Origin of the sequence: Thioclava sp. JE_KL1 (assembly GCF_009296265.1) — a bacterium.
Classification (GTDB): Bacteria; Pseudomonadota; Alphaproteobacteria; order Rhodobacterales; family Rhodobacteraceae; genus Thioclava.
Window position 1 is genome coordinate 22,693 of sequence record NZ_WBJS01000004.1, and the last position, 23,008, is coordinate 45,700.

Genomic DNA, 23,008 nt, shown 5'->3' on the forward strand with positions numbered 1-23,008 from the left:
AGGCATCGTCGCGCGAAATTAACCTTAGTTAACGCGAGAATTTTCACGGAGAGCCCATTTGAAACGCATTTTTGCCGTCGCCGTGGTCGCGTCGCTTTCCTTCGCGCAATCCGCCCAATCCGACGAGCCGCCCCAGCGGGTCCAGGCAGATCAGGCCAAGGCGACTCTGTTCTCGCTTGCCGATCCGAACCCCGCGCTCTTCGCCGCGTGCTGCAAACACTGTTCCAAGGGAAAAGCCTGCGGCGATAGCTGCATCAGTCGCTCGAAGGCCTGTCATCGCGGGCCCGGTTGCGCCTGCGACTGACCCCTTCCTCTTGGCAAAAATATCCCGGGGGGTGAGGCGGGACGCGCGGCCTTCCAGTGGAAGGACGCCCCGCCGAACGCCCGAAGCGCAAGCGAAGGGCCACGTAGCCGCGGGGGCAGCGCCCCCTCCGCCATTGCCTCTTAGCTCTCCGGATAGCCGCCTGGGATCAGCGGCCGGATCTTCAGCCGCGTGATCCGGTTGTCCTTGCGACCCGCAACCTCGAAGCGGAAGCCGTGGAAGGAAAACACCTGCCCCTCGGTCGGGATCGTCTGCGCCTCGTGGATCACCAGACCGGCGACGGTGTTGGCCTCTTCGTCGGGCAGCGTCCAGTCGGTCTCACGGTTCAGGTCGCGGATCGTCATCGCCCCGTCGACGATGTAATCGCCGCTCTCGGTGGGCTTCAGACGCTTCTCGGCCTTGGGGTCGAACTCGTCGGTGATCTCGCCGACGATCTCTTCGAGGATGTCCTCCAGCGTCAGCAGACCCCGCAGATCGCCATATTCGTCCACCACCAGCGCGAAATGGGTACGGCGTTTCAGGAATTCCTGCATTTGCTCGTCGAGAGGCGTCGTCTCGGGGACGAAATAGGGCTTCATCATCACCTTGGCGATGTCGAGATCGGCGACGCTTTCCAACGTCCCGTCACCCCCGCGCACGACCTTCTCGACCGCACGCAGCAGGTCTTTCGAGTGGATGACGCCCACCACGTTCTCGCGCTCGCCGCGATAGAGCGGCAGGCGGGTATGAGGCGAGGACAGCACCGCCGTCAGGATCGTGTCGGGATCTTCCTCGATATCGATCATCTCGATCTGGCTCCGGTGGAGCATGATCTCCTCGACCGTGCGATTGCCCAGATCGAGCGCGCCCAACAGCCGGTCGCGGTCTTCCTTGTCGACCGTGCCCTCGGATTGCCCAAGCGCCAGCGCGCCCGCGATCTCCTCGTGGATCGAGAACATATGGGTGTCCTTGTCGGTCCGCATCCCGAAGGCATAGAGAATGCCGCGCACGATCATCCGCACGATCGCGACGATCGGGGCGAGGACGAGTGTGACCACGCGGATCGGCCCCGCGACCTTCGAGGCGACTTTCTCGGGCAGTGTGATTGCGTAGGTCTTGGGAAGCACTTCCGAGAAGACCAGCACCAGTACCGTCATCACCAGCGTCGCCAGCGCCACCCCCGATTGCCCGAAGACCCGCGTCATCAAAGCCGTCGCCAGCGAGGCGGACAGGATGTTGACGACGTTGTTGCCCAGGAGGATCGCGCCGATCAGCCGTTCGCTATCCTCGGTGACTTCCAGCGCGGTTTTCGCGCCGCTTTCGCCCTTATCGGCCTGCGCACGCAGCTTGGCGCGGCTGGCCGCCGTCAGCGCGGTTTCCGAGCCCGAGAAGAAGGCCGAGAGCGCCAGCAGCAGTATGATCGAACCGGCGGTGAGCCAGAAAGCAAAATCGAGAGTGTTTTCCATGGTGTCAGGTTATGGGGCGCGGGCAGGGCGCATTCAAGCGGTGCCGTCACTTTTGCCGCGCGGTTTCGCCAGCGGGTGATGCGTCAGCACCAGCTCCTTGAGCCGTTCGTCGAGGACATGGGTGTAAATCTCCGTGGTCGACAGGTCCGCGTGCCCCAGAAGCATCTGGATCGCGCGCAGATCCGCGCCGCCTTGCAGTAGATGGGTGGCGAAGGCGTGGCGCAAGACGTGGGGCGTGACCTTGGCGGGGCTGACCCCGGCCTTCACCGCGATGTCCTTCAGCAGCTTGTGAAAGCCCTGACGCGTCAGGTGACCTTCCTTGCCGCCCGAGGGAAAGAGGAAACGCGAGGGCGGCGCGCGATGTTCGATGCGGGCCTGTTCCTCGGCCTCGTCGCGTGCGGTCAGCCAAGCGGCCAGCGCCTCGCGCGCCGGTGGCGAGAGCGGCACCATCCGCTCCTTGTCGCCCTTGCCGCGCACGAGCAGCATCCGCGGATCGCCGCGCGCGGAGGACGCCGGCAGCGAGACCAGTTCGGAGACCCGCATCCCCGTCGCATAGAGCAGCTCCATCAGGCAGCGATTGCGGATCTGGTCTTTCTGCGAGCGGCCCTGATCGCGGGCGGCCTCCAGCAGCGCCTCGACCTCTTCGAGGCTCAGCGTTTTCGGCAGGCGTTGCGCGCGGCCGGGGCCTGCGATGCGGATCGCCGGATTGTCGGCGCGCCAGCCTTCCTCATAGGCGAAGCGGTAAAGCTGCCGGATCGCCGAGAGCCTGCGCGCGCGGGTCGATTTCGCCAAGCCCTCCGCCTCGCAGCGGATCAGATAGGTCTCGATATCGGCGCGGGTCAGGGTCGCGTAACTCAGCTCCTTCGCCTGAAGAAACCCCGCGAAGTCATTGAGATCGCGCCCATAACTCAGGATCGTGTTGCGCGCGGCACCGGCTTCGGCGGATTGCGCGTCGAGAAAACTCGGCAGCCATTGCGGATCGGGCGGCGCGTCTGAACCGGGTCCGGTCATCCGCGATCTCCCAGCACGATCAGCTCGATAGCGGCGCGCCGCGCGACGGTTTCCAGCCCGGCCAGTCGCAGCAGGCTCAACCCGTCCTGCAGGCGCGGATAGTCGCCCTTCGAGCCTTCGCCCACATCCCCGATCGCCTCGATCAGTGCGAGGCCAAGCTGATCAGGCAGCAATCCCTTGTAGCGGTCGGGCGCGGCACCCGGCGGCGCATCGAAGACCGCCTTCAGCGCCTGATCGCGCGCGCCGCTTGCGGGGTTTGCGCTGGTATCGCCTGCGGCCAGCCCCTTGAGCAGCGCGGCCTGCGCGGAATCGTGTGTGCCTTTGCGGGCGTTTTCTTCGTAATTCGGGGTCAGCAGGCTCAGTTCATAGGCAAGGCGGCCCGCGCGGCCCGGCAGGTTCATCCCCGCGAGCTGGTCGCCGAACAGCGCGCCCAGAACCGGCGCGAGATCTTCCGAGGCCATCACGTCATAAGCGGCGGGCAGGGCGGTCGTGACCCTGTCGGTATCGCTCGCCTCGAGTGCCTGATCGAGCGCACTTACGGCCGACACGCGATCCCAGAGGGACCCCGACGCCGCCGCTTTACGCTCGGTATAGAGCCCCAGCAGCCGGTTCGGATCAAGGACACCCGCACGGGCCAGACGCTCGGCGGCCTCCAATTGGGATTTCCAGCCGTTATTCTCGGTCAAATCGGCCTGCGCGAAGGCCAACGGCAGCGTTGCGGTGGGCAGCGGCTGACCGATCGCCTCCATCATCTTGAACGCGAGCGGTGTGACGTGATCGGGGGGCGGCGCATCCCCGGCCTCTTCGGCCAGGGCCGGGTCGAGGAATTGCTCCAGCAGCGAGCGATCCTCCGCGGGGATCTGCCCCAGCGCGGCCCCCGTGCCATAGGTCAGCTCGGCCGTGTCCCATTGCCCGTTGCGTGCAAGGCAGAACACCCGCGCGGCATAAGACGGCGCGATACCGGGCGTGCGTTGGATGATCTTGCAGGCGCGGTTCTCCTGCCCCAGCAGCAGCGCCACGTCGAAGCTGCGGCGGAAAATCTCGGGGCTGGCGGTGCCTGCCTGTCCCAAAAGCGCATTGGCCTGTTCCAGCGCGCCCATGTCCAGAAGCCGGTCGATCCGGGCAAGGAACAGCTGGTTGCGCTGTGATGGCGTCTCGATCTGCGGCGGGTTCAGCTCGGCCAGCAGTAGCGTCAGGCTCAGCTCCCGCAGCGCGGGCAACTGATCGAGCGGCATCGCCCGCAGCGCCTGCGCCAGTTCCGGTTCGGGGGTCTTGCCCCAAAGATCGCGCGGCAACCCGGTGCGATCCGGCGTCAGGAGGCCCAAAGTATCGGCGGAGGGCGCGTCGAGCGAGAGTACCGAGATATCTTCGATTCCGCCCGCCCCGGTGACCGGGGCAGTCGAGCCCGCCGGGCCGTCGCGCGGTGCCGACTTCAGGGAATGTGACAGCCAGTCAATCGCCGACATAGGGCTGCTGGCGGTAGGGGTTGCGTCCGCCGCGGCATTCGATTGCGCGGCGGCGGAACCCGCCACCAGACCGCCAAGCGCGAACCCGCTCAGCCAGATCAGGCCAAGGGTCGCCGCACGGCGATCAGTTGCCACTCGCAGCCTCGCTGTCAGTGTCTGTCGCAGTACCTGCATCGGAATTACTCGTGCCCGCCATGCCCGAGCCGTCGGGCAGGGTGACTTCGATCCGCTGTTCCTGACTGTCGGGGCTCATGTCGCCCAAGTAAGCAAAGCCGATCACGCCGATCGCGCCAAGCACCAGAAGGATGACGATAAGCTTGAAGATGCGCCCCATAATCTCTCTTTTCTGCCGTCTGTCGCGGCCCGTCCCATAACGTGTCTCTCGGCGGGCGGGCCGTTCTTGGTTGCGGTTTCGCGTTGATCATATATGGCATTTCAGGGAAGTTCACGCCATTCAAGGGGTCCTGCGTCACGATTGTGCAAGGCTCCGCCGATGGCAAGCCTTGTCCGTCCCGCCGGGATTGACAGGGCAGGAATACCGCAGGCGACGCGAGGCAGGGGGCGCTAGGTGGAAGGCGAAACCGGGATCGAGGGGCATCTGACGCGCTCCGTCGTGCTCGTCGGCATGATGGGCTCGGGCAAGACGGCGGTCGGCACTGCTCTGTCCAAGATGCTCGATTCGGCATTCCTCGACAGCGACCATGAAATCGAACGCGCCGCCCAGATGACGGTGGCCGAGATTTTCGCCCGCGACGGCGAGCCGTTCTTCCGCGCTCGCGAATCGGAAGTGCTGGAGCGGCTGCTGATGGGCCCGCCCGGCGTGATCTCCACCGGGGGCGGGGCCTTCCTGTCCGAGAAGAACCGCGAGCTGATCAACCGACTTGGCGTCTCGGTCTGGCTGAAGGCGGATCTGGAGATCCTGTGGAACCGGGTGCGCCACAAGAACACGCGGCCCCTGCTGCGCACGGCCGACCCGAAGCGGACGCTGAGCGATCTGCTCGCGGCGCGCCTTCCGCATTACGAGAAAGCGCAGATCGTGGTCGAGGCCGAGCCGGGCCTGTCGGTGCAGGGCATGGCGCGCAAGGTGGTGAGCCATTTGCGCGAGGTGGATGGATTGATCGAAGAGGTGAAAGATGCGTGAGATCGTGCCGGTCGAGCTGGGCGAGCGTTCCTACGAGGTGCGCATCGGCACCGGGCTTTTGGAAAATGCTGGCACCGAGATCGCGCCCCTGCTGCGCCGTCCGCGCGTGGCTGTCGTCGCCGATCAAACGGTGGCCGATCTGCATCTCGCGACCCTGCGCCGCGGCCTTGGCGATATCGAGATGGTCTCGCTGACCCTGCCGCCGGGCGAGGGCACGAAAAGCTGGCCGCAATTCACCCGCACCGTCGAATGGCTGCTGGAGCAGAAAGTCGAGCGCAAGGATATCGTCATCGCCTTGGGCGGCGGCGTGATCGGCGATCTGGTTGGGTTTGCGGCCGCCGTGCTGCGCCGGGGCGTGCGTTTCGTGCAGATCCCAACCTCGCTTCTCGCGCAGGTCGACAGCTCCGTGGGCGGCAAGACCGGGATCAACGCGCCGCAGGGCAAGAACCTGATCGGCGCCTTCCATCAGCCGTCGTTGGTGCTGGCCGATCTCGACGTGCTGGGAACGCTCGAGCCGCGCGACTTCCTCGCGGGCTATGGCGAAGTGGTGAAATACGGGCTTCTGGGCGATGCGAAATTCTTCGACTGGCTCGAGGCCAACGCGCCTGCGATGGCCGCGGGCGATATGCAAAAGCGTCTGCATGCGGTGAAACGCTCGGTCGAGATGAAGGCCGAGATCGTGGCCCGCGACGAGACGGAGGAGGGCGACCGCGCACTGCTCAATCTCGGCCACACCTTCTGCCACGCGCTGGAGGCCGCGACCGGTTATTCCGACCGGCTCCTGCATGGCGAGGGCGTGGCGATCGGCTGCGCGATGGCGTTCGAGTTGAGCCAACGCCTCGGCCTGTGTTCGCAAGAAGCCCCGAGCCGCGTACGTGCGCATCTGCGCGACATGGGGATGAAGACCGATCTGGCCGATATCGAAGGCGATCTGCCGGGCCGCGACGCGCTGATCGACTTGATGGCGCAGGACAAGAAAGTGCTCGACGGCAAGCTGCGCTTTATCCTCGCGCGCGGCATCGGGGAGGCTTTCGTGACCTCGGATGTGCCGCGCGATGTGCTGGCAGGCGTGCTCGACGACGCGCTGGCCGCGCGGTAAGCCGATTTCCCAGTTGCGAGCCGCGCGCTCCTTCTTTATACGCCGCTTCAGGCACCCATAGCTCAGCTGGATAGAGCGCTGCCCTCCGAAGGCAGAGGCCGAAGGTTCGAATCCTTCTGGGTGCGCCACTTCCCCCCAGTTTCCGGAATTTCAGCGCCTTGGGGGCGGCACAGACGCTATCGAGACAGACCCGATGAGAGACGCGATGACGACAGATGACGCCCTGATCCGCGCAGCGAAGCTCTCGGTCGCGCCGATGATGGACTGGACCGACCGCCATTGCCGCTACTTCCACCGTCAGATCAGCCGCAACGCGCTGCTCTATACCGAGATGGTGACGGCGCCTGCGGTGATTCACGGCGATCGCGATCGTCTACTGGGGTTTGACGCCGCCGAACATTCGGTGGCGCTGCAGCTCGGTGGCTCGGACGCGAAAGAACTGGCCGAGGCGGCGCAGGTCGGCGCGGATTTCGGCTATGACGAGATCAATCTCAACTGCGGCTGCCCGTCCGATCGGGTGCAGTCCGGTGCGTTCGGCGCGGTTTTGATGAAGTCGCCCGATCTGGTGGCCGAGTGCTGTGCCGCGATGATCGCGGCGCAACCCGTTGAAGTCACAGTCAAATGCCGTATCGGGGTGGACGATCAGGACCCGCAGGAAGTGCTGCCCGAGTTCATCGAGAAGGTCGCCGCAGCCGGCGTGACCCGCATCACGATCCACGCCCGCAAGGCTTGGCTGCAGGGCCTCTCGCCCAAGGATAACCGCGAGATCCCGCCGCTCGATTACCCGCTCGTCCACGCGATGAAGGCGACCTATCCGCAGCTCCATCTGTCGATCAATGGCGGCATCAAAGATCTCGCCGCGGCCGAGGCCGAACTCGCCCAAGGGCTCGACGGCGTCATGGTGGGTCGTGCCGCCTATCATCAGCCGATGGAAGTGCTGGGCGCCGCCGATCAGCGGATCTGGGGGCAGGGCGAGGCCCGCGATCCCTTCGACGCGGCGCAGGCGATGATCCCATATATCGCGCGCCATCTCGAGCGCGGCGGCAGGCTGCACCAGATCACCCGCCACATGCTCGGCCTGTTCCACGGCAAGCCCGGCGCGCGCCGCTTCCGGCAGATCCTGTCGGAAGGCGCGACCCGCGACGGCGCCGGGGTTGAACTTTTCGAGAGTGCGTTGTCAGCCGTACGTGAACGGGTTAACTGAGCGGAACCCAAGGAGATTTCCCGACATGCCCGATTTCGCCACGCTCGCACCGCTCGTCTTGATCCTGTTGGCAGTGGGGGCGTTCGCAGGCGTTCTGGCGGGGCTTCTGGGGGTCGGCGGCGGGATCGTCCTCGTGCCAGCCTTCTTCTATCTTTTCAGCGGCTTGGGCTACGGATCGAACGATCTGATGCAGGTCTGCGTCGCGACCTCGCTGGCCACGATCATCGTGACCTCGATCCGCTCGGTCATGGCCCATAACCGCAAGGGCGCGGTCGATTGGGACATCCTCAAACAATGGATCGCCCCCATCGCCATCGGTGCGATCATCGGGGTGCTGGTGGTGCATCAGCTGCGCTCTTCGACCATGCAGATCATCTTCGCGGTGATGGTGCTGGTGATCGCCTGCTACATGATGTTCGGCAAATCGACCTGGCGGATTTCGGATGGATTGCCGGGTGGGATCTTCCGCGCGTGGTTCGGCCCGCTGATGGGCTTCCTGTCGGTGCTTCTGGGTATCGGCGGCGGCTCGATCGGCACGCCGATGCAGACGCTCCACGGTATCCCGATCCACCGCGCGGTCGCGACCTCGGCAGGCTTCGGCGTGACCATCGCGCTGCCCTCCGCGATCGGCTTCCTGCTGACGCCGGTGGCCGACGCGCCGCCTTACTCGATCGGTGCGGTCAACATCCCCGCCTTCCTGATCGTCATCGCGATGACGACGATCACCGCCCCCTTTGGCGCGGCACTGGCCCACAAGCTCGACCCCAAGAAGCTCAAGCGCGTCTTCGCGGGCTTCCTGATGCTCGTCGCGCTGAACATGCTGCGCAAAGCGTTTCTCTGAACTTCCTCTTGGCGAAAATATCCCGGGGGGCGCGCTAGCGCGGGGGCAGAGCCCCCTCAACGTCTGAGTTCTGCGCGCAGTCGCGCGCGGGGGCAGAGCCCCCTCCATCATTTGATCTTGCGCGCCTTCGCGTCGTTCCAAAGCGCATCCATCTCGGCCAGATCGCTGTCCTTCGGCGCCTTGCCGCGCGCCTCAAGTTCGCGCTCGATATGATTGAACCGATTGGTGAATTTTAGATTGGCCGCGCGCAGGGACGCCTCCGGATCCAGCCCCAGATGCCGCCCGAGATTGACCATCACAAACAGCAGATCGCCATATTCCTCGGCCAGTTCCTCCGGGCCCAATTCGTCGCGCGCCTCTTCCAGCTCGCGCGCTTCCTCGACGATCTTGTCGAGCACCTCATCGGTCGAGGGCCAGTCGAACCCCACGCGCGCCGCGCGGTTCTGCAGCTTGATCGCACGGGTCAGCGCGGGCAGGCCCAGAGCAACGCCATCGAGCACGCCCACACGCTCGGATTTACCCGCAGCCTTGCGCTCGGCCGCCTTGATCGCTTCCCAATCGGCGGTCTGCTGTTCGGCCGATTTCTCGCGGCTCTCCGACCCGAAGACATGCGGATGGCGCGCCACCATCTTCGCGTTGATCGCGCGCAGCACGTCGGAGATATCGAACCGCCCGTCCTCGGACGCCATCTGCGCGTGATAGACCACCTGCAGCGCCAGATCGCCCAGCTCGCCCGGCAATTCCGACCAAGCCTCGCGCGCGATCGCATCGGCCACCTCATGGGCTTCCTCGATCGTGTAGGGCGCGATGGAGGCGAAATCCTGCTCCAGATCCCACGGGCAACCGCTCTCCGGATCACGCAGGCATTCCATGATCGCGGTCAGCCGAGTGAACTGATGGGCCGCATCGCCCGTATCGTCGAAGATGAGTGCGTCGTCGGGTTTGGCCATTGCAGCTTGCCTCCTGCCATGCGAATGCCTCTGGCCTAACCAGCCCGCAAGGGGAAGTCCACTATGCCCGTTCTCAACCGTATCGCCGATCTCGGCCCGCAAATGACCGAATGGCGGCACTGGCTGCATCGCCATCCCGAGCTGCGCTTCGATCTGCACCAGACCTCGGAGTTTGTCGCAGCAAGGCTGCGTGAAATCGGGGTGGATGAGATCCATGAAGGGATCGCGCAGACCGGGATCGTGGCGCTGATCAAAGGGCAGGGCGAGGGGGCCACAATCGGCCTGCGCGCCGATATGGACGCGCTTCCGATCACGGAAGAAACCCATGCGGAGTACGCCTCCGAGACGCCCGGCAAGATGCATGCCTGCGGCCATGACGGGCATACGGCGATGCTTCTGGGGGCTGCGGCCTATTTGGCCGAGACCCGGAAATTCGCAGGCACCGTGGCGCTGATCTTCCAGCCCGCCGAGGAAGACGGCGGCGGGGCCGAGGTGATGGTCGATGCGGGCGTGATGGACCGTTTCGGCATCTCGCGCGTCTTTGCGATCCACAACGCGCCGGGGCTGCCTTTCGGACATTTCTACACGACGCCCGGCCCCTATCTCGCTTCGGTCGACGAGGCGCGGGTGACGGTGACGGGGCGCGGCGGCCATGCGGCGACCCCGCAGGGCTGCATCGATCCGATCCCGGCGCTCTCGGCGATGGTGACTTCGCTGCAGACGGTGGTTTCGCGCAATGTCGGCGCGGGCGATGCGCTCGTCGTCTCGGTCACGCAGATCCATGCGGGCACCGCGCTCAACATCATTCCCGAAAGCGGGTTTCTCACCGCGACGATTCGCTGCTTCGAGCCGGACATCCGTGATCTGGCGGAAAAACGGCTACGCGAGATTTGCGAAGGCATAGCGTCGGCCCATGGCGTCAGCGTCGAAATTGAATACGAGCGTGGCTACCCGCCCACAGTGAACGACCCCGACGAGACCGGGTTCGCCGCCGAAGTCGCAAGTGAAATCGCAGGCCCCGAGCGTGTCGTGACTGACGCTCCGCGCGAAATGGGGGCCGAGGATTTCGCATATATGCTGGCGGCCCGGCCCGGCGCCTATCTCTTCATGGGCACCGGGGAGGGCGCGGGGCTCCACCATCCGCGCTTCGATTTCAACGACGAGGCCGCGCCCGTGGGCGCATCCTACCTCGCCCGTCTGGCCGAGCGCGCCTTGCCCCTGGGCTGAGCCGCCTCTCTTCCCCTTGGGGAAAATATCCCGGGGACGCTCCGCAGGAGCGGGGGCAGAGCCCCTTTTTCCTTGCCGATCACAGCCCTCTGGCGACAGGGGGCCTGCGCCCCGTTTCCTTTCGCCCCGTCACCGCGACGTGAGGACGCGTTCACAGGGGCCGCTTCGCCTTGCCAAGCCTCAGGGCCACGGCTAGGGTGCGCGCCGACAACCGGGGCTTGCTGCCCCCAAGGCCCATGACAAAGGACCATAGATCATGTTCGTGACCCCCGCTTTCGCGCAGGCCGCCGGTGGCGCCAGTAACCCCGCCGCCGCGTTCGGCCAGTTCCTTCCCCTGATCCTGATCTTCGTGATCATGTATTTCCTGCTGATCCGTCCGCAGCAGAAAAAAGCCAAGGAGCACAAGGCGATGCTCGAGGCTCTGCGCCGCGGTGATCAGGTCGTGACCCAGGGCGGCATTCTCGGCAAAGTCACCCATATCAAGGAAGACGGCGAGGTCGAGGTCGAGATCGCGCAGGGCGTCAAAGTCCGCGTGGTGAAATCGACCATCGTGCAGGTTGTTTCGCGCACCGAACCCGCCAAGACCTCTGAATAAGCCATAAAAGGCCCGTCCCCCATGTTGCACATCTCGCTGTGGAAGCGCGTGCTGATCCTGATCATCATTTTGATCGGGGTCGTCTTTGCCGCGCCGAACATCTTTTACAACCGGGTGGAGGGGCATAACGATGCCGTTGCCGCCGCCGCGAAGGGCGAGTCTCTGACGCCCGAGCAGCAGGCCGCGCAGGCTGGCTGGCCCGATTGGCTGCCCTCCGACATCGTCAATCTCGGCCTCGATCTGCGCGGTGGCGCGCAGCTTCTGGCCGAGGTCAATGTCGATGAAGTCTACAAGGCGCGCGTCGATGCGCTCTGGCCCGAGTTCCGCAAGGCGCTCGCCGCCGAACGCGGTACGCTCGGCTCGATCCGTCGTCTGAACGCCGATCCGGGCGTTCTGCGTATCCAGATCGGCAATGCCGACCAGATCGCGGAAGCCCAGAAGATCGCCGAGACGCTGAACAACCCGGTCTCGTCGCTGACCGGTGTGGGGCAGAAGACGCTCGCGATCACGACCCAAGGCAACCAGCTGATCATCCAGCTCTCGGATGCCGAGAAGGCCGCGACCGACGACCGCACGATGCAGCAATCGCTGGAGATCGTGCGCCGCCGGATCGACGCTGCGGGCACCCGTGAACCCACGATCGTGCGCGAAGGCTCCGACCGCATCCTGATCCAGGTGCCGGGCGCAAGCTCCGCGCAGGAGATCAAGCAGCTGATCGGCACCACGGCGAAACTGACCTTCAACTCGGTGATCGGCACCAGTTCGAACCCGAACGAGGCGGTGGGCTCGGATCAGGAAATCCTGCCCTCGGCCGATCAGAAGGGGCTCTACTACATCCTCGACAGCCTTCCGGTCGTGACCGGCGAGGACCTGACCGATGCGCGCCCCGATACCGACCAGAACGGCTATCCGGCAGTGGCCTTCCGCTTCAACGCGAGCGCGGCTCGCACCTTCGGCGATTACACGCAGAACAATATCGGCAAACCCTTCGCCATCGTGCTCGACAACAAGGTGATCTCGGCGCCCACGATCCAATCGCATATCGCGGGCGGCTCGGGCATCATCACCGGCCGGTTCACGGTGAAAGAGGCGACCGATCTTGCGCTGCTGCTGCGCGCCGGTGCGCTGCCTGCTTCGATGACCTTCCTCGAAGAGCGGACCATCGGCCCGGAGCTGGGCGCGGATTCGATCGCGGCCGGCAAGATGGCCGCAGCCGTCGGCGCAGTGCTCGTGGTGGTCTTCATGATCGCGTCCTACGGCACCTTCGGCGTCTTCGCCTCGCTGGCGCTGGCGATCAACATCGCGCTGATCTTCGCGATCCTGTCGGTGATCGGCGGCACGCTGACGCTGCCCGGTATCGCAGGGATCGTGCTGACGATGGGCACGGCGGTCGACGCCAATGTACTCGTGTTCGAGCGTATCCGCGAGGAGTTGCGCAATCAGCAGAAGGCGAAAGCCGCCCGCGCGATCGAGCTCGGCTACGAGCGCGCGATGTCCGCCATCGTCGACGCGAACGTGACCACCTTCCTCACGGCGGTGATCCTCTTCGTGCTGGGCGCAGGCCCGGTGCGCGGGTTCGCCGTCACCTTCCTGATCGGGATCATCACCTCGGTCTTCACCGCGATCTGGGTGACGCGGCTGTTCGTGAGCATCTGGTTCGCGCGCCGTCGTCCCCGCGAACTGGTACTGTAAGGGAGATCGAGACATGGCATTCCGTCTGAAACTGGTCCCCGAAAAGACCAACTTCGACTTCTTCAAACATCAGGTCGCGACCTTCGGCTTCTCCGTCTTCATGGTGCTGGCCTCGATCGTGCTGGTGCTCGTGATGGGGCTGAACCTCGGCATCGACTTCCGGGGCGGCACCACGATCCGCACCGAGGCCGATCAGACCGAGCCGGTCGACATCGGGGCCTACCGCTCCGCGATCGCGCCGCTCGATCTGGGCGACGTGCTGATCACGCAGGTCTATGACCCGAACTTCCGCGCCGATCAGAAGGTCGTCACGATCCGCATTCAGGCGCAGGACGGTCAGGAGGCGATCAGCCCCGACACCCAGGCCAAGGTGCTGGAATCGCTCAAATCGGTGAACAAGGACATCAAGATCGTCGCCACCGAGTCGATTGGCCCCAAAGTCTCGGGCGAGCTGATCTGGACCGCGATCTGGTCCGTTCTGGCCGCCGTGGCCGCGATCCTCGTCTATATTTGGCTACGCTTTGAATGGCAGTTCTCGGTGGGCGCGGTCGCCGCGCTGATCCATGACGTGACCGTCACGGTCGGGATCTTCGCGCTGTTCCAGATCAAGTTCGACCTGTCGATCATCGCGGCGCTGCTGACGATCCTCGGTTATTCGATCAACGATACCGTCGTCGTCTTCGACCGTCTTCGCGAGAACCTCGTGAAATACAAGAAGATGCCGCTGCGCGAGGTGATGAACCTCTCGGTCAACGAGACGCTGTCGCGCACCGTGATGACCTCGGGCACCACGCTGCTCGCTCTGATTTCGCTGCTCGTGCTGGGCGGCGACGTGATCCGCAACTTCGTCTTCGCGATGACCTGGGGCGTGATCGTGGGTACCTATTCCTCGGTCTATGTCGCAAAGAACATCGTCCTGTTCATCGGGCTCGACCGCAACAAGGAGAAGAAGGACCCCTCGGAGAAGTTCTTCGACAAAACGGATGTCGCTACTGACTGAAGCAAACTTCGGGGCCTCGCTGCCGATCGACGGCTACGGGCCGGGTTTCTTCCGCGTGGCCGGAGAGGTCACGCGAGGCTCGATCTGGGTCGCGGGCGAGGAAATGGGCAGCTGGGGCGGTCTGGACGACCGCGCTGCGCTGCGTGCGCTGGCAGACAAGCTCGACGTGTTGTTCATCGGCACGGGCGAAGAGATCGCCCATCTGCCGAAGGACCTCGTGGCGGAGCTGGAGGCCGAGGGGCTGATGTGCGAGGGCATGGCGACGCCTTCGGCGGCCCGGACCTATAACGTGCTGCTGTCGGAGGGCCGTCGGGTCGGCTGCGCGCTGATCGCTATGCCGGAAAACCCCGAGACGCCTGAATGAGCATGCTGTCGGTCGAAGGGTTCGCGGTTTCGCGCGGTGGTCTCCCGGTTCTGGAAGGCCTGAGTTTTTCGCTCGATGCAGGTCATGCGCTGGTGCTGCGCGGCCCCAACGGGGTCGGCAAGACGACGCTTCTGCGCACCTTGGCCGGGCTGCAACCAGCGCTGGCCGGGACGGTCTCGATGCCGCCCGAAAGTATGGCCTATGCCGCGCATTCCGACGGGCTGAAATCCACGCTGACCGTGCGCGAGAACCTCGGCTTCTGGGCCTCAATCTATGCGACCAGCGATATCGAACCGGCGCTTGAGCGGATGAACCTGCAAAGCCTCGAGACGCGGCCTGCCCATAGCCTGTCTGCCGGGCAGAAACGCCGCCTCGGCCTTGCGCGGCTTCTGGTCACCGGCCGCCCGATCTGGGTGCTGGACGAGCCGACCGTGTCGCTCGACACCGCCTCTGTCGCGCTCTTCGCCGAGGCCGTGCGCGGCCATCTGGCGGGGGGCGGAGCCGCGCTGATCGCGACCCATATTGATCTCGGGCTGAACGAGGCCTCCGTGCTCGACCTGACGCCCTTCAAGGCCAAGACGCCGGAAGAGGGCGGGATGCAGGGCGCTTTCGACGAGGCTTTCCTATGATCGCGCGGCGCGCTATCGGCGCGGTCGGGAGCCTCCGGCGGGGATATTTGGACCAAGCCGAAAGGACCTGCGCGCTGTTTCGGATTGGCAGAAATATCCCAGGGGATGAGCGGCGCAGCCGCGAAGGGGGCAGCGCCCCCTTGGCTTCAGAAGGAGGTCGGGCATGATCGCGCTTCTCATGCGAGACCTGCGCCTCGCCGTGCGCGCGGGCGGCGGCTTCGGCCTCGGGCTGGCCTTCTTCCTGATCGTAGTGACGCTGGTCCCGTTCGGGGTGGGCCCCGAGGGGAAGATCCTCGCGCGGATCGCGCCGGGCATCCTGTGGGTCGGCGCGCTTCTGGCCTGCCTGCTCTCGCTCGACCGGATTTTTGCGCTCGATTACGAGGATGGTTCGCTCGATCTGCTGGTCACCGCGCCGGTGCCGCTCGAAGGGGTCGTCTCGATCAAGGCGCTCGCGCATTGGATCACCACGGGGCTGCCGCTGGTCGTCGCAGCGCCCGTGTTCGGGATCTTGCTGCATCTGCCGCAAGGCGCGCATGTCTGGATGGTGATCTCACTGCTTCTGGGCACGCCGGCGCTATCGGTTCTGGGCACGTTCGGGGCCGCGCTGACGGTCGGACTGAAGCGCGGCGGACTTTTGTTGTCGCTGCTGGTCTTGCCATTCTATGTGCCGACCCTCATCTTCGGTGCGGAGCTCGTGCGCCGTGGCGCCGAGGGGATGAACACTGAGACACCGCTTCTGATGCTGGCCGGGATCACGGCGGCGACGGTCGCGCTGGTGCCCTTCGCCTCGGCCGCCGCGATCCGCGTCAATCTGCGTTAGCGCAACCCGCGCGCGCGCCGTGATAGGAAGAGCCGTGATACACAGAGCCAACCTGGCCAGAAGGTGAGCAGAACAACAAGATGTCGATCTGGGAATACGCCAACCCCGTCAAATTCATGAAGACCACGGACAAGATCCTGCCCTGGACGGTGGGAATTGCCGCGATCACGCTGATCGTCGGGCTGGTCTGGGGCTATTTCTTCGTCCCGGCTGCCGAGAATTTCGGCGGCTCGGTGAAGGTGATCTATGTCCATGTCCCCGCCGCGATGATGGCGATCAACATCTGGGTGATGATGGTCGTGACCTCGCTGATCTGGCTGATCCGCCGCCACCATGTCTCGGCGCTGGCCGCGAAAGCTGCCGCTCCCATCGGCGCGGTGATGACGCTGATCGCTTTGATCACCGGCGCGGTCTGGGGCCAGCCGATGTGGGGTACCTGGTGGGAATGGGATCCGCGCCTGACCTCGTTCCTGATCCTGTTCCTGTTCTACCTTGGCTATATTGCGCTTTGGGCGGCGGTCGAGAACCCCGACACGGCCGCCGATCTGACCGGCGTGCTCAGCCTCGTCGGCGGGGTGTTCGCGGTGCTCTCGCGCTATGCAGCGAATTTCTGGAACCAGGGGCTGCATCAGGGGGCGACGCTCTCGATGGATTCCGAGCAGCACATCGCCGATGTCTACTGGTTCCCGCTGCTTCTCTGCTTGGCCGGGTTCGTCTTCTTCTTCCTCGCGCTGGTGCTGATCCGCACCCGCACCGAGGTCCGCGCGCGCCGACTGGGCGCCATCCAGCAACGTGAGCGCATGGCATGAGTGATACGACCGAGCAAGGCGGCACCGTCACCGAGGGCGGCGTCGTCCTCGTGGACCCGTCCACCAAATCCTACACCGAAACCGTCAACATCGCCTGGGCCTCGACGGTCGTGCTTCTGGTGCTGATCGTCGTCGTCTCGTTGATGCGTGGCGCGAAGGTGAAACGTCAATTGGCCGAGGCCGAGGCCCGCCGGAAAGGGGGCGCACATGGTTAAGCCGCTGATGCTGCTGCCATTGATCGTGGTCGTCGGATTTGTTGGTGCCGCTTATGTCGGGATGCAGCGCGAGAATCCGACGCAAATCCCCACCGCCTTTGCGGGTAAGTCCGCGCCGCCGGTGCAGCTTGAACCGCTGGGCGATTTCAAACCCTTCACCGATGCCGATCTGAAGGACGGCAAGGTCAAACTGGTAAACTTCTGGGCCTCGTGGTGCGCGCCGTGCCGGGTGGAGCATCCCAACCTCGAAGCGCTCGCCGAAGAGGGGATCCCGATCTACGGGGTCAATTACAAGGACAAGCCCGTCAAAGCGCAGGGCTTCCTGAGCGAGATGGGCAATCCGTTTGCCGAACTCGGCGCCGATCCGAACGGCAAGATGGCGCTGAACTGGGGCGTCTACGGCGTGCCCGAGACCTTCGTGATCGATGGTACGGGCAAGGTGCTCTATCGCTTCGCCGGTCCGCTGACCGAGCGCGTGATTGCCTCGGATCTGCGACCGCTTCTGAACGGCGAGACGGCCGCGAAATAAAGGGCAGGGCGCAAGCGCGCCACTTTCCCCGATCCCGATCGCATCAAAAGCAAAGGCCCCCGGTTCGGGGGCCTTTCTTGTCTCTAACTCAGAACGGGATTTCGTCGTCGAAATCCGAGCGGCCACCGCCGCCGCCACCGGAGCCGCCCGAGGACGGGCCGCCATAGCCGCCGCCATCATCGTAGCCGCCGCCACCCGAGGACGGGCCGCCGTAGCCACCGCCGCCGCCGCCTTGACCGCCGCCCGAGCCGCCAGGCCCGTCGAGCATGGTCAGTTCCGAGCGATAGGGGCGCAGCACGACCTCGGTCGAGTAGCGGTCCTGACCGTTCTGGTCCTGCCATTTGCGGGTTTCGAGCTGGCCCTCGATATAGACTTTCGAACCTTTGCGCAGATATTGCTCCGCGACTTTCGCCAGCGGCTCCGAGAAGATCGCGACCGAATGCCATTCGGTGCGCTCCTTGCGCTCGCCGGTATTGCGGTCGCGCCACGTCTCGGAGGTGGCGATGCGCAGGTTGCACACCTTGCCGCCGTTCGAGAAGGTCCGCACCTCCGGGTCTCGGCCCAGATTGCCGATCAGAATGACCTTGTTGACGCTGCCTGCCATATTGCCTCCGCCTCGCGATTCTAGAATTGGTCCCAAAGGGTATAGAGCAGAGCCCCGCTGGAGCCTAGGGGCGAAGCTTCGCTCAACCGTGACGGAAAGCGGCGAAATCCCGCGTGCATCTTTGGTTTGAGAGCGATTTCGGCCCCGGATTTCCAACCTTGTGCCGATAGATGGCGCCGTGGGTTTGCCACAGGTCTGGACGAGCCGGACGGCACACGGGGACGAACCCCACCCGATCCGGTCGAGCAACCCTACATCCCATGAGGAGATACCCCATGAAATACCTGATGCTGATCGCCGCGAGCGCCACGATTGCCGCAGCCTCCACTCTCCCCGCTCTCGCAGAAGGTGGCGAAGGCGCCGTGGCCCCGGCGAAAGAGCAGAAGCTTTCCGCCGAGCTGAAAAATCAGGGCTACGACGTGCGCCGGATGGAAATGGAAGACGGCTATATCGAAGTCTACGCGATGAAGGACGGCAAGCGCGCCCAACTCTACTTCGATTCCAACCTCAAGCAGGTGAAGCGCTCGGGCGACAACTAATCGTCAGCGCCTTTTCGACGGGCCGGTATAATCCGGCCCGTCTTCCTCACGCCAGTCTTTCCAGAAGCAGCAGGAGGGCCCGATCATGGCCATCGAAGACGCGAGCTTTACCGATCTTCCGTCGCAGGAGACGTCTCACGCAGAACCGCCGCCCGTCGGTGCGCATAGCGTATGGGACCCGTTCATCCGGGTGTTCCACTGGTCCATTGCGGGCCTCTTCACCGCCAATGCGTTTTTCACCTCGCCGAAGCACGATCTGCACCACTGGATCGGCTACACGGTCGCGGGGCTCGTGACCGCGCGGATCCTCTGGGGGCTGTTCGGCACGCGCCATGCACGGTTCAAGGATTTCCCGCCATCGCCCACCGGCGCGCTGACGCAGCTGCGCGATATGGCGACGGGAAGGCGGCACGCGCATCTGGGCCATTCGCCGCTCGGGGCGCTGATGATTTACAACCTTTTGATCACGCTTCTCGTCATCGCGGGATCGGGCTGGTTGATGACCACTGACGCCTATTGGGGCGTGAAATGGCCTCAGGAAGTGCATGAACTCGCCGTCAACTGGGCCGAAGTCTCGATTGCCGCCCATGTCGCTGCCGTTGTCTTCGAAAGCCGCCGGTTGCGCGTGAACCTTGCGCGCGCGATGATCACCGGTAAGAAGGTGTTCCGCGGCAACAGAGGGTAAGCGCCGATGGCGGTTTCGCGAGAGCGAGTCTCAATCTGGACGAAAGAGGGCGCGTTGGTCGCCCTCATCATATTCCAAGCCGCCTGCACATCGCTCTTCGTGGCCGACGTGTTCGACGACTTCCGCGAGGCCGGGCGTCTCTCCCTGCATCTCAACATGGAGCTTTTCGCCAATCTCGGCCTGATCGCGGGGATCGTCGTCGAGGCGGCCGTGCTTTGGGCGCTGTTGCGCCGTCAGGCGCATGCCGACCGCACGATCGGGGCTGCACAAGGCGCAATGGCCGAGATGATGAGCGCGCAGTTCGACCAATGGGGGCTGACCCCCGCAGAAGCCGATGTCGCAGCGTTTACCATCAAGGGCTTCTCGGTCTCGGAGACCGCCTCCTTCCGCGGCTCCAGCGAGGCCACGGTGAAATCCCATCTCAATTCGGTCTATCGCAAGGCGGGCGTGTCCGGCCGCTCTCAGCTCGTTTCGATCTTCGTGGAGGAGCTGTTTCACGGCCCCATCAAGGCCGATGCGAAGAAGCAACAGGCGCACGCAATCTGACGTAACGGCAGCTTATCGGCGGGACGTTGCCGAGGCGATTGGCGTTTTGCTTTAACTTTTCGCTGATTTCTCTATAGTTTGCCCCAGAATACGTGGACAGTGATTGGTGGGGGCCGATGCGTAGAACGATCGGAATTCTCGGGCTGGCGGCGATTGCCGCGGCAGCGGTGATGGCGGGCCCAATGAGCGCCCAGGCAGAGGGGCTGCGGCTTCAGGGGAGTTCTTCGAAATCCCGCGCGATGCTGTTCCGAAACCAGACCAACATTCTCGATACCCGCGCCGCGCAGCAATACGAACATTCCTCGCGGCTGACGCCCAAGGGTAAGCTGACCCAGACCGCCAGTGTCGAGAACGTGCCGCGCTACAACGGCAAGTATCGCGGCCAATATATGAGCACCGCGAAATCGGTGGCCTCGCGCCATGGCATCCCGACCGATCTGTTCCTGCGTCTCGTCCAGCAGGAGAGCGGTTGGAACCCGCAGGCGCGCTCGCATAAGGGCGCGATGGGGCTGGCGCAGTTGATGCCCGCTACCGCGCGCAAACTCGGCGTGAACCCCCGCGATCCGGCGCAGAACCTCGAAGGCGGCGCGCGCTACCTGAAGATGATGTATAACCGGTTCGGAAGCTGGCGACTGGCGCTCGCGGCTTACAATGCAGGGCCGGAGGCGGTCGCGAAACATAACGGTATTCCGCCTTATCGCGAGACCCGGAATTATGTGCGGATCATCCTCGGCGGATGATCCTTAAGGATGCCGGAAAACAAAAAAACCCCGCAAGATCAGCGATCTGCGGGGCTTTCTTTATGTCTTGGGTAAAGAGAGCCGCCGAAGCGGCTGATCTTACGGAATAATCCGGGTGTATTTCGTGCCCGCGAGCGTCGCGCCCGCCATCAGACCGGCCTGGCCGAAGACCAGCGCGATGATCGGCGCGGTCGAGGTCAGGGTGGAGGCCGAAATCGCGCCGCCCTGATCGGGCACCGCATAGCGCGCATCCGCGCCCAGCTGCCAGCCATCGCCGCGGCGGAAGCCGGCCAGCGCCTCGGGCGTCATGAAGAACAGGGCATGGGCATATTGCTGCGCGCCGATCTGCAGACCGAAGCTCGCCGCCGCTGCCGAGTAGTAATCCACGGTCACGTTGTTGATCCGCAGCGCGCCGCGCCCGAATGCGCCGCCGATGCCGAAGCCCGCTTCGGTCATCAAGGGCATCCAGAGCACGCCGACCGACTTGTTCTCGAGATCGCGGGTGCCGGGATATTTCGTCAGGAGGTAGTTCCGGGTCGCATCGACCCGCGCATCCAGCTTGGCGCTGCCTGCGCTGCCAACGCCGTTGCCGCAGGCTGCAAGGCCAAGCCCCGCACCGCCCATCGCCAGAAGGGTCCGTCTGGAAAGTTTCGTCATGTCTGTCGCTCCGCTCGATATGCCCGATCTCGCGCCGGGCTGATTGGTCTTATTACGACCGCTTGGCACAATTAATAGACGAGGGAACCCGCTTTGTCACTTCTTCTTGAGCCAATTCACGCTGAAGTGGCAAGACCCTGCTTAGCCGTTACCGAGCAGCTTCGCCGCCTCCGGCGCGAAATAGGTGAGCACACCATCGCAGCCCGCGCGGCGGAAGCTCATCAGGCTTTCGAGCATGACCTTTTCATGGTCGAGCCAGCCGTTCTTCACCGCCGCCATGATCATCGCGTATTCACCCGACACCTGATAGGCATAGGTCGGCACGCCGAACTGCTCCTTCACGCGGTGGCAGATGTCGAGATAGGGCATCCCCGGCTTGACCATGACCATATCCGCACCCTCCGACAGATCGCGCGCGACCAGCCGGATCGCCTCGTCGGAATTGCCGGGGTTCATCTGATAGGTCTTTTTGTCGCCCTTGAGCGCACCGGTGGCGCCCACCGCATCGCGGAACGGCCCGTAGAAACCTGACGCATATTTCGCGGCATAGCTGAGGATCGTCACATCGGCATGGCCCGCAGCTTCGAGCGCCGAGCGCAGCGCCGTGATCCGCCCGTCCATCATGTCCGAGGGCCCGAGGATATCCGCCCCGGCCTCGGCCTGCGCGATCCCCATTTTCACAAGGCATTCAACGGTTTCGTCGTTGAGGATGATCCCGTCGCGCACCAGCCCGTCATGGCCGTTCGCATTGTAGGGATCGAGCGCGATATCGGTCATGATCGCGATCTCGGGCACCTCGGCCTTGATCGCGCGGATCACCCGGTTGGTGATGTTCTCGGGGTTCCAGGCTTCTTCGCAGGCCTCGGTCTTCACCGCCGGATCGGTATAGGGAAAGAGGCAGATCGCGGGAATGCCGAGCTTTGCGGCTTCTTCGGCGGCGCGCACAGCACCCTCGAGCGTGCGGCGCACGACGCCCGGCATCGAGGGCACCTCGACATCCGCGCCCGCCACGTCGGTGATGAAGATCGGCCAGATCATGTCCTTCACGCTCAACCGGTGTTCCTGCGCGAGATCACGCAGCGCGGCAGTACGGCGCATCCGGCGCAGGCGGGTGTGGGGGAAGGGCGGAAGGATCGGGTTCATCGGCAGGCTCCTCTGGCTCGGCCAAATGGGTGCCATGGATCGGTGCCACAGGCAAGCGCGGCCGATCCGCGCGGGGTTCCGCTCGGCCCGAGGCTGGTCTATGCATCGACAGGAGGGGCCGCGACACGACGACCCGGAAGAACGAGGGCGAGGGGCTTGGAAGTTTTCGACACGATCGCGCGGCTGATCGACCTGCGCAGCTTTTCCAACTTGTGGTATTGGATCGCGCTCGCCGCAGTCTGGTCCTCGGCCTCGCATTGGGTGCTGGGCGTGCCGTGGGACATGGTGATCCGCGCGCGCCGCAAGGGCGGCGAGGCGGCCGAGGATCTAGCCGCGATGACGGCGCTGAACGCGCGCAGGTTGAACCGGATCCGGCGCGATGCGGGGGTCTCGATGTCGATCTCCATCCCGTTCATGCTGAGCTTCCTGCTGATCACCGGTTTCATCTATGGCTCGGAGACCGCGCAAGCTTTCGCGCTGCTGCTGGTACCGATGATGGGGGTGTTCGGGTTGAGCCTGCGTCTGGCGCATAAACTCGACGCGGACCCAGCTCTGGCGCATGATCCGACGCTTGCAATCAAGGCGCTCTCGCGCCACCGGGTGAACGTGCAGGCGATCGGCGTGGTGGCGATCATCGTGAGCGCACTTTGGGGAATGTATCAGAACCTTCTCGCTTCGATGCTGGTTTGACGCGCGAAGCAACTTGACACCGGCGGCAGGGCCGATACCTCGCTT

General features: G+C 64.5%; 28 protein-coding genes and 1 tRNA gene. 21 read left to right on the forward strand and 8 right to left on the reverse strand.

All coding sequences use genetic code 11. From position 1 onward, the window contains the following. Positions 1-58: 58 nt before the first annotated feature. Positions 59-304, forward strand: a complete 246-nt coding sequence (locus F8R15_RS08015) for a hypothetical protein (protein ID WP_152844243.1) — start codon at positions 59-61, stop codon at positions 302-304. A 140-nt stretch (positions 305-444) separates the two neighbouring features. Here F8R15_RS08015 and F8R15_RS08020 read toward each other — a convergent pair whose 3' ends face one another. Genes F8R15_RS08020 through F8R15_RS08035 form a run of 4 tightly spaced genes read right to left on the reverse strand, consistent with a single transcriptional unit; the run spans position 445 to position 4,578 of the window. Continuing rightward, the gene (locus F8R15_RS08020) at positions 445-1,767 is read right to left on the reverse strand and encodes an HlyC/CorC family transporter (RefSeq protein ID WP_078601467.1); all 1,323 of its coding nucleotides are present in this window, start codon (positions 1,765-1,767) and stop codon (positions 445-447) included. Between the two features lie 33 nt (positions 1,768-1,800). Beyond that, the gene (locus F8R15_RS08025; protein WP_152844244.1) at positions 1,801-2,778 is read right to left on the reverse strand and encodes a site-specific tyrosine recombinase XerD; all 978 of its coding nucleotides are present in this window, start codon (positions 2,776-2,778) and stop codon (positions 1,801-1,803) included. After that, the gene (locus F8R15_RS08030; protein WP_152844245.1) at positions 2,775-4,379 is read right to left on the reverse strand and encodes a hypothetical protein; all 1,605 of its coding nucleotides are present in this window, start codon (positions 4,377-4,379) and stop codon (positions 2,775-2,777) included. The genes F8R15_RS08025 and F8R15_RS08030 overlap by 4 nt, the downstream gene beginning before the upstream one ends. After that, a complete protein-coding gene (locus tag F8R15_RS08035) occupies positions 4,369-4,578 on the reverse strand; it encodes a hypothetical protein (RefSeq protein ID WP_152844246.1) in 210 nt (69 codons plus the stop codon). The genes F8R15_RS08030 and F8R15_RS08035 overlap by 11 nt, the downstream gene beginning before the upstream one ends. A 234-nt stretch (positions 4,579-4,812) precedes the next feature. Between F8R15_RS08035 and F8R15_RS08040 the strand changes: the two genes are divergently transcribed. From F8R15_RS08040 to F8R15_RS08060, 5 genes are all read left to right on the forward strand, one after another. Beyond that, on the forward strand, positions 4,813-5,385 hold the full coding sequence (locus F8R15_RS08040) for a shikimate kinase (RefSeq protein ID WP_368731020.1): 573 nt from the start codon (positions 4,813-4,815) through the stop codon (positions 5,383-5,385). Beyond that, entirely contained in the window at positions 5,378-6,484 is a 1,107-nt protein-coding gene (gene aroB, locus F8R15_RS08045; protein ID WP_152844247.1) for a 3-dehydroquinate synthase, read from the forward strand. The genes F8R15_RS08040 and aroB overlap by 8 nt, the downstream gene beginning before the upstream one ends. A gap of 51 nt (positions 6,485-6,535) precedes the next feature. Further along, a tRNA-Arg gene (locus F8R15_RS08050) sits at positions 6,536-6,612 on the forward strand. Between the two features lie 77 nt (positions 6,613-6,689). Then, a complete protein-coding gene (gene dusA, locus F8R15_RS08055) occupies positions 6,690-7,688 on the forward strand; it encodes a tRNA dihydrouridine(20/20a) synthase DusA (RefSeq protein WP_152844248.1) in 999 nt (332 codons plus the stop codon). 25 nt (positions 7,689-7,713) lie between these two features. Further along, positions 7,714-8,529: a sulfite exporter TauE/SafE family protein gene (locus tag F8R15_RS08060; protein WP_152844249.1), complete on the forward strand. Its 816-nt coding sequence runs from the start codon at positions 7,714-7,716 to the stop codon at positions 8,527-8,529. A gap of 107 nt (positions 8,530-8,636) precedes the next feature. Here the strand turns inward: F8R15_RS08060 and mazG are convergent, their stop codons facing one another. After that, positions 8,637-9,479, reverse strand: a complete 843-nt coding sequence (gene mazG, locus F8R15_RS08065) for a nucleoside triphosphate pyrophosphohydrolase (RefSeq protein ID WP_152844250.1) — start codon at positions 9,477-9,479, stop codon at positions 8,637-8,639. A 63-nt stretch (positions 9,480-9,542) separates the two neighbouring features. Here mazG and F8R15_RS08070 point away from each other — a divergent pair, with 63 nt between their 5' ends. The 10 genes from F8R15_RS08070 to F8R15_RS08115 all read left to right on the forward strand — a co-directional run bounded on the left by F8R15_RS08070 (position 9,543) and on the right by F8R15_RS08115 (position 17,359). After that, the gene (locus F8R15_RS08070) at positions 9,543-10,706 is read left to right on the forward strand and encodes a M20 aminoacylase family protein (RefSeq protein WP_078550446.1); all 1,164 of its coding nucleotides are present in this window, start codon (positions 9,543-9,545) and stop codon (positions 10,704-10,706) included. Between the two features lie 256 nt (positions 10,707-10,962). Then, positions 10,963-11,301 carry a preprotein translocase subunit YajC gene (yajC, locus tag F8R15_RS08075; RefSeq protein WP_078520633.1) on the forward strand — a complete coding sequence of 113 codons (339 nt, stop codon included), beginning with the start codon at positions 10,963-10,965 and terminating at the stop codon, positions 11,299-11,301. Between the two features lie 21 nt (positions 11,302-11,322). Further along, complete coding sequence (secD, locus tag F8R15_RS08080; protein WP_152844251.1) at positions 11,323-12,993, forward strand: protein translocase subunit SecD; 1,671 nt, start codon at positions 11,323-11,325, stop codon at positions 12,991-12,993. A 13-nt stretch (positions 12,994-13,006) separates the two neighbouring features. Then, on the forward strand, positions 13,007-13,993 hold the full coding sequence (gene secF / locus F8R15_RS08085) for a protein translocase subunit SecF (RefSeq protein ID WP_078541011.1): 987 nt from the start codon (positions 13,007-13,009) through the stop codon (positions 13,991-13,993). Further along, the gene (locus tag F8R15_RS08090; protein ID WP_078572361.1) at positions 13,977-14,357 is read left to right on the forward strand and encodes an Mth938-like domain-containing protein; all 381 of its coding nucleotides are present in this window, start codon (positions 13,977-13,979) and stop codon (positions 14,355-14,357) included. The genes secF and F8R15_RS08090 overlap by 17 nt, the downstream gene beginning before the upstream one ends. Continuing rightward, entirely contained in the window at positions 14,354-14,986 is a 633-nt protein-coding gene (gene ccmA, locus F8R15_RS08095) for a heme ABC exporter ATP-binding protein CcmA (RefSeq protein ID WP_152844252.1), read from the forward strand. Before F8R15_RS08090 ends, ccmA begins: the two co-directional genes overlap by 4 nt. Before the next feature lie 163 nt (positions 14,987-15,149). After that, on the forward strand, positions 15,150-15,806 hold the full coding sequence (gene ccmB, locus F8R15_RS08100; RefSeq protein ID WP_078550436.1) for a heme exporter protein CcmB: 657 nt from the start codon (positions 15,150-15,152) through the stop codon (positions 15,804-15,806). Between the two features lie 80 nt (positions 15,807-15,886). Beyond that, positions 15,887-16,615 carry a heme ABC transporter permease gene (locus F8R15_RS08105; protein WP_098410943.1) on the forward strand — a complete coding sequence of 243 codons (729 nt, stop codon included), beginning with the start codon at positions 15,887-15,889 and terminating at the stop codon, positions 16,613-16,615. Then, the gene (ccmD, locus tag F8R15_RS08110) at positions 16,612-16,830 is read left to right on the forward strand and encodes a heme exporter protein CcmD (RefSeq protein ID WP_078601456.1); all 219 of its coding nucleotides are present in this window, start codon (positions 16,612-16,614) and stop codon (positions 16,828-16,830) included. The genes F8R15_RS08105 and ccmD overlap by 4 nt, the downstream gene beginning before the upstream one ends. Further along, complete coding sequence (locus F8R15_RS08115) at positions 16,823-17,359, forward strand: DsbE family thiol:disulfide interchange protein (RefSeq protein ID WP_152844253.1); 537 nt, start codon at positions 16,823-16,825, stop codon at positions 17,357-17,359. Before ccmD ends, F8R15_RS08115 begins: the two co-directional genes overlap by 8 nt. An 88-nt stretch (positions 17,360-17,447) precedes the next feature. On the opposite strand, the gene ssb is transcribed toward F8R15_RS08115, so the two are convergent. Next, positions 17,448-17,963: a single-stranded DNA-binding protein gene (gene ssb / locus F8R15_RS08120; RefSeq protein ID WP_078601455.1), complete on the reverse strand. Its 516-nt coding sequence runs from the start codon at positions 17,961-17,963 to the stop codon at positions 17,448-17,450. Positions 17,964-18,238: 275 nt separating this feature from the next. Between ssb and F8R15_RS08125 the strand changes: the two genes are divergently transcribed. The 4 genes from F8R15_RS08125 to F8R15_RS08140 all read left to right on the forward strand — a co-directional run bounded on the left by F8R15_RS08125 (position 18,239) and on the right by F8R15_RS08140 (position 20,473). After that, entirely contained in the window at positions 18,239-18,502 is a 264-nt protein-coding gene (locus tag F8R15_RS08125) for a PepSY domain-containing protein (RefSeq protein WP_158522159.1), read from the forward strand. An 85-nt stretch (positions 18,503-18,587) separates the two neighbouring features. Continuing rightward, positions 18,588-19,187 carry a cytochrome b/b6 domain-containing protein gene (locus F8R15_RS08130; RefSeq protein WP_152844254.1) on the forward strand — a complete coding sequence of 200 codons (600 nt, stop codon included), beginning with the start codon at positions 18,588-18,590 and terminating at the stop codon, positions 19,185-19,187. A gap of 54 nt (positions 19,188-19,241) precedes the next feature. Beyond that, entirely contained in the window at positions 19,242-19,733 is a 492-nt protein-coding gene (locus tag F8R15_RS08135) for a helix-turn-helix transcriptional regulator (RefSeq protein ID WP_232621768.1), read from the forward strand. A 116-nt stretch (positions 19,734-19,849) separates the two neighbouring features. Then, positions 19,850-20,473: a lytic transglycosylase domain-containing protein gene (locus F8R15_RS08140; RefSeq protein WP_078520646.1), complete on the forward strand. Its 624-nt coding sequence runs from the start codon at positions 19,850-19,852 to the stop codon at positions 20,471-20,473. A gap of 99 nt (positions 20,474-20,572) precedes the next feature. On the opposite strand, the gene F8R15_RS08145 is transcribed toward F8R15_RS08140, so the two are convergent. Together F8R15_RS08145 and hemB are read right to left on the reverse strand one after the other, a co-directional pair. Then, complete coding sequence (locus F8R15_RS08145; protein WP_078520647.1) at positions 20,573-21,130, reverse strand: YSC84-related protein; 558 nt, start codon at positions 21,128-21,130, stop codon at positions 20,573-20,575. Between the two features lie 141 nt (positions 21,131-21,271). After that, entirely contained in the window at positions 21,272-22,273 is a 1,002-nt protein-coding gene (gene hemB / locus F8R15_RS08150) for a porphobilinogen synthase (protein ID WP_152844255.1), read from the reverse strand. Between the two features lie 156 nt (positions 22,274-22,429). Between hemB and F8R15_RS08155 the strand changes: the two genes are divergently transcribed. Then, the gene (locus F8R15_RS08155; RefSeq protein ID WP_152844256.1) at positions 22,430-22,963 is read left to right on the forward strand and encodes a component of SufBCD complex; all 534 of its coding nucleotides are present in this window, start codon (positions 22,430-22,432) and stop codon (positions 22,961-22,963) included. Positions 22,964-23,008: the final 45 nt, after the last annotated feature.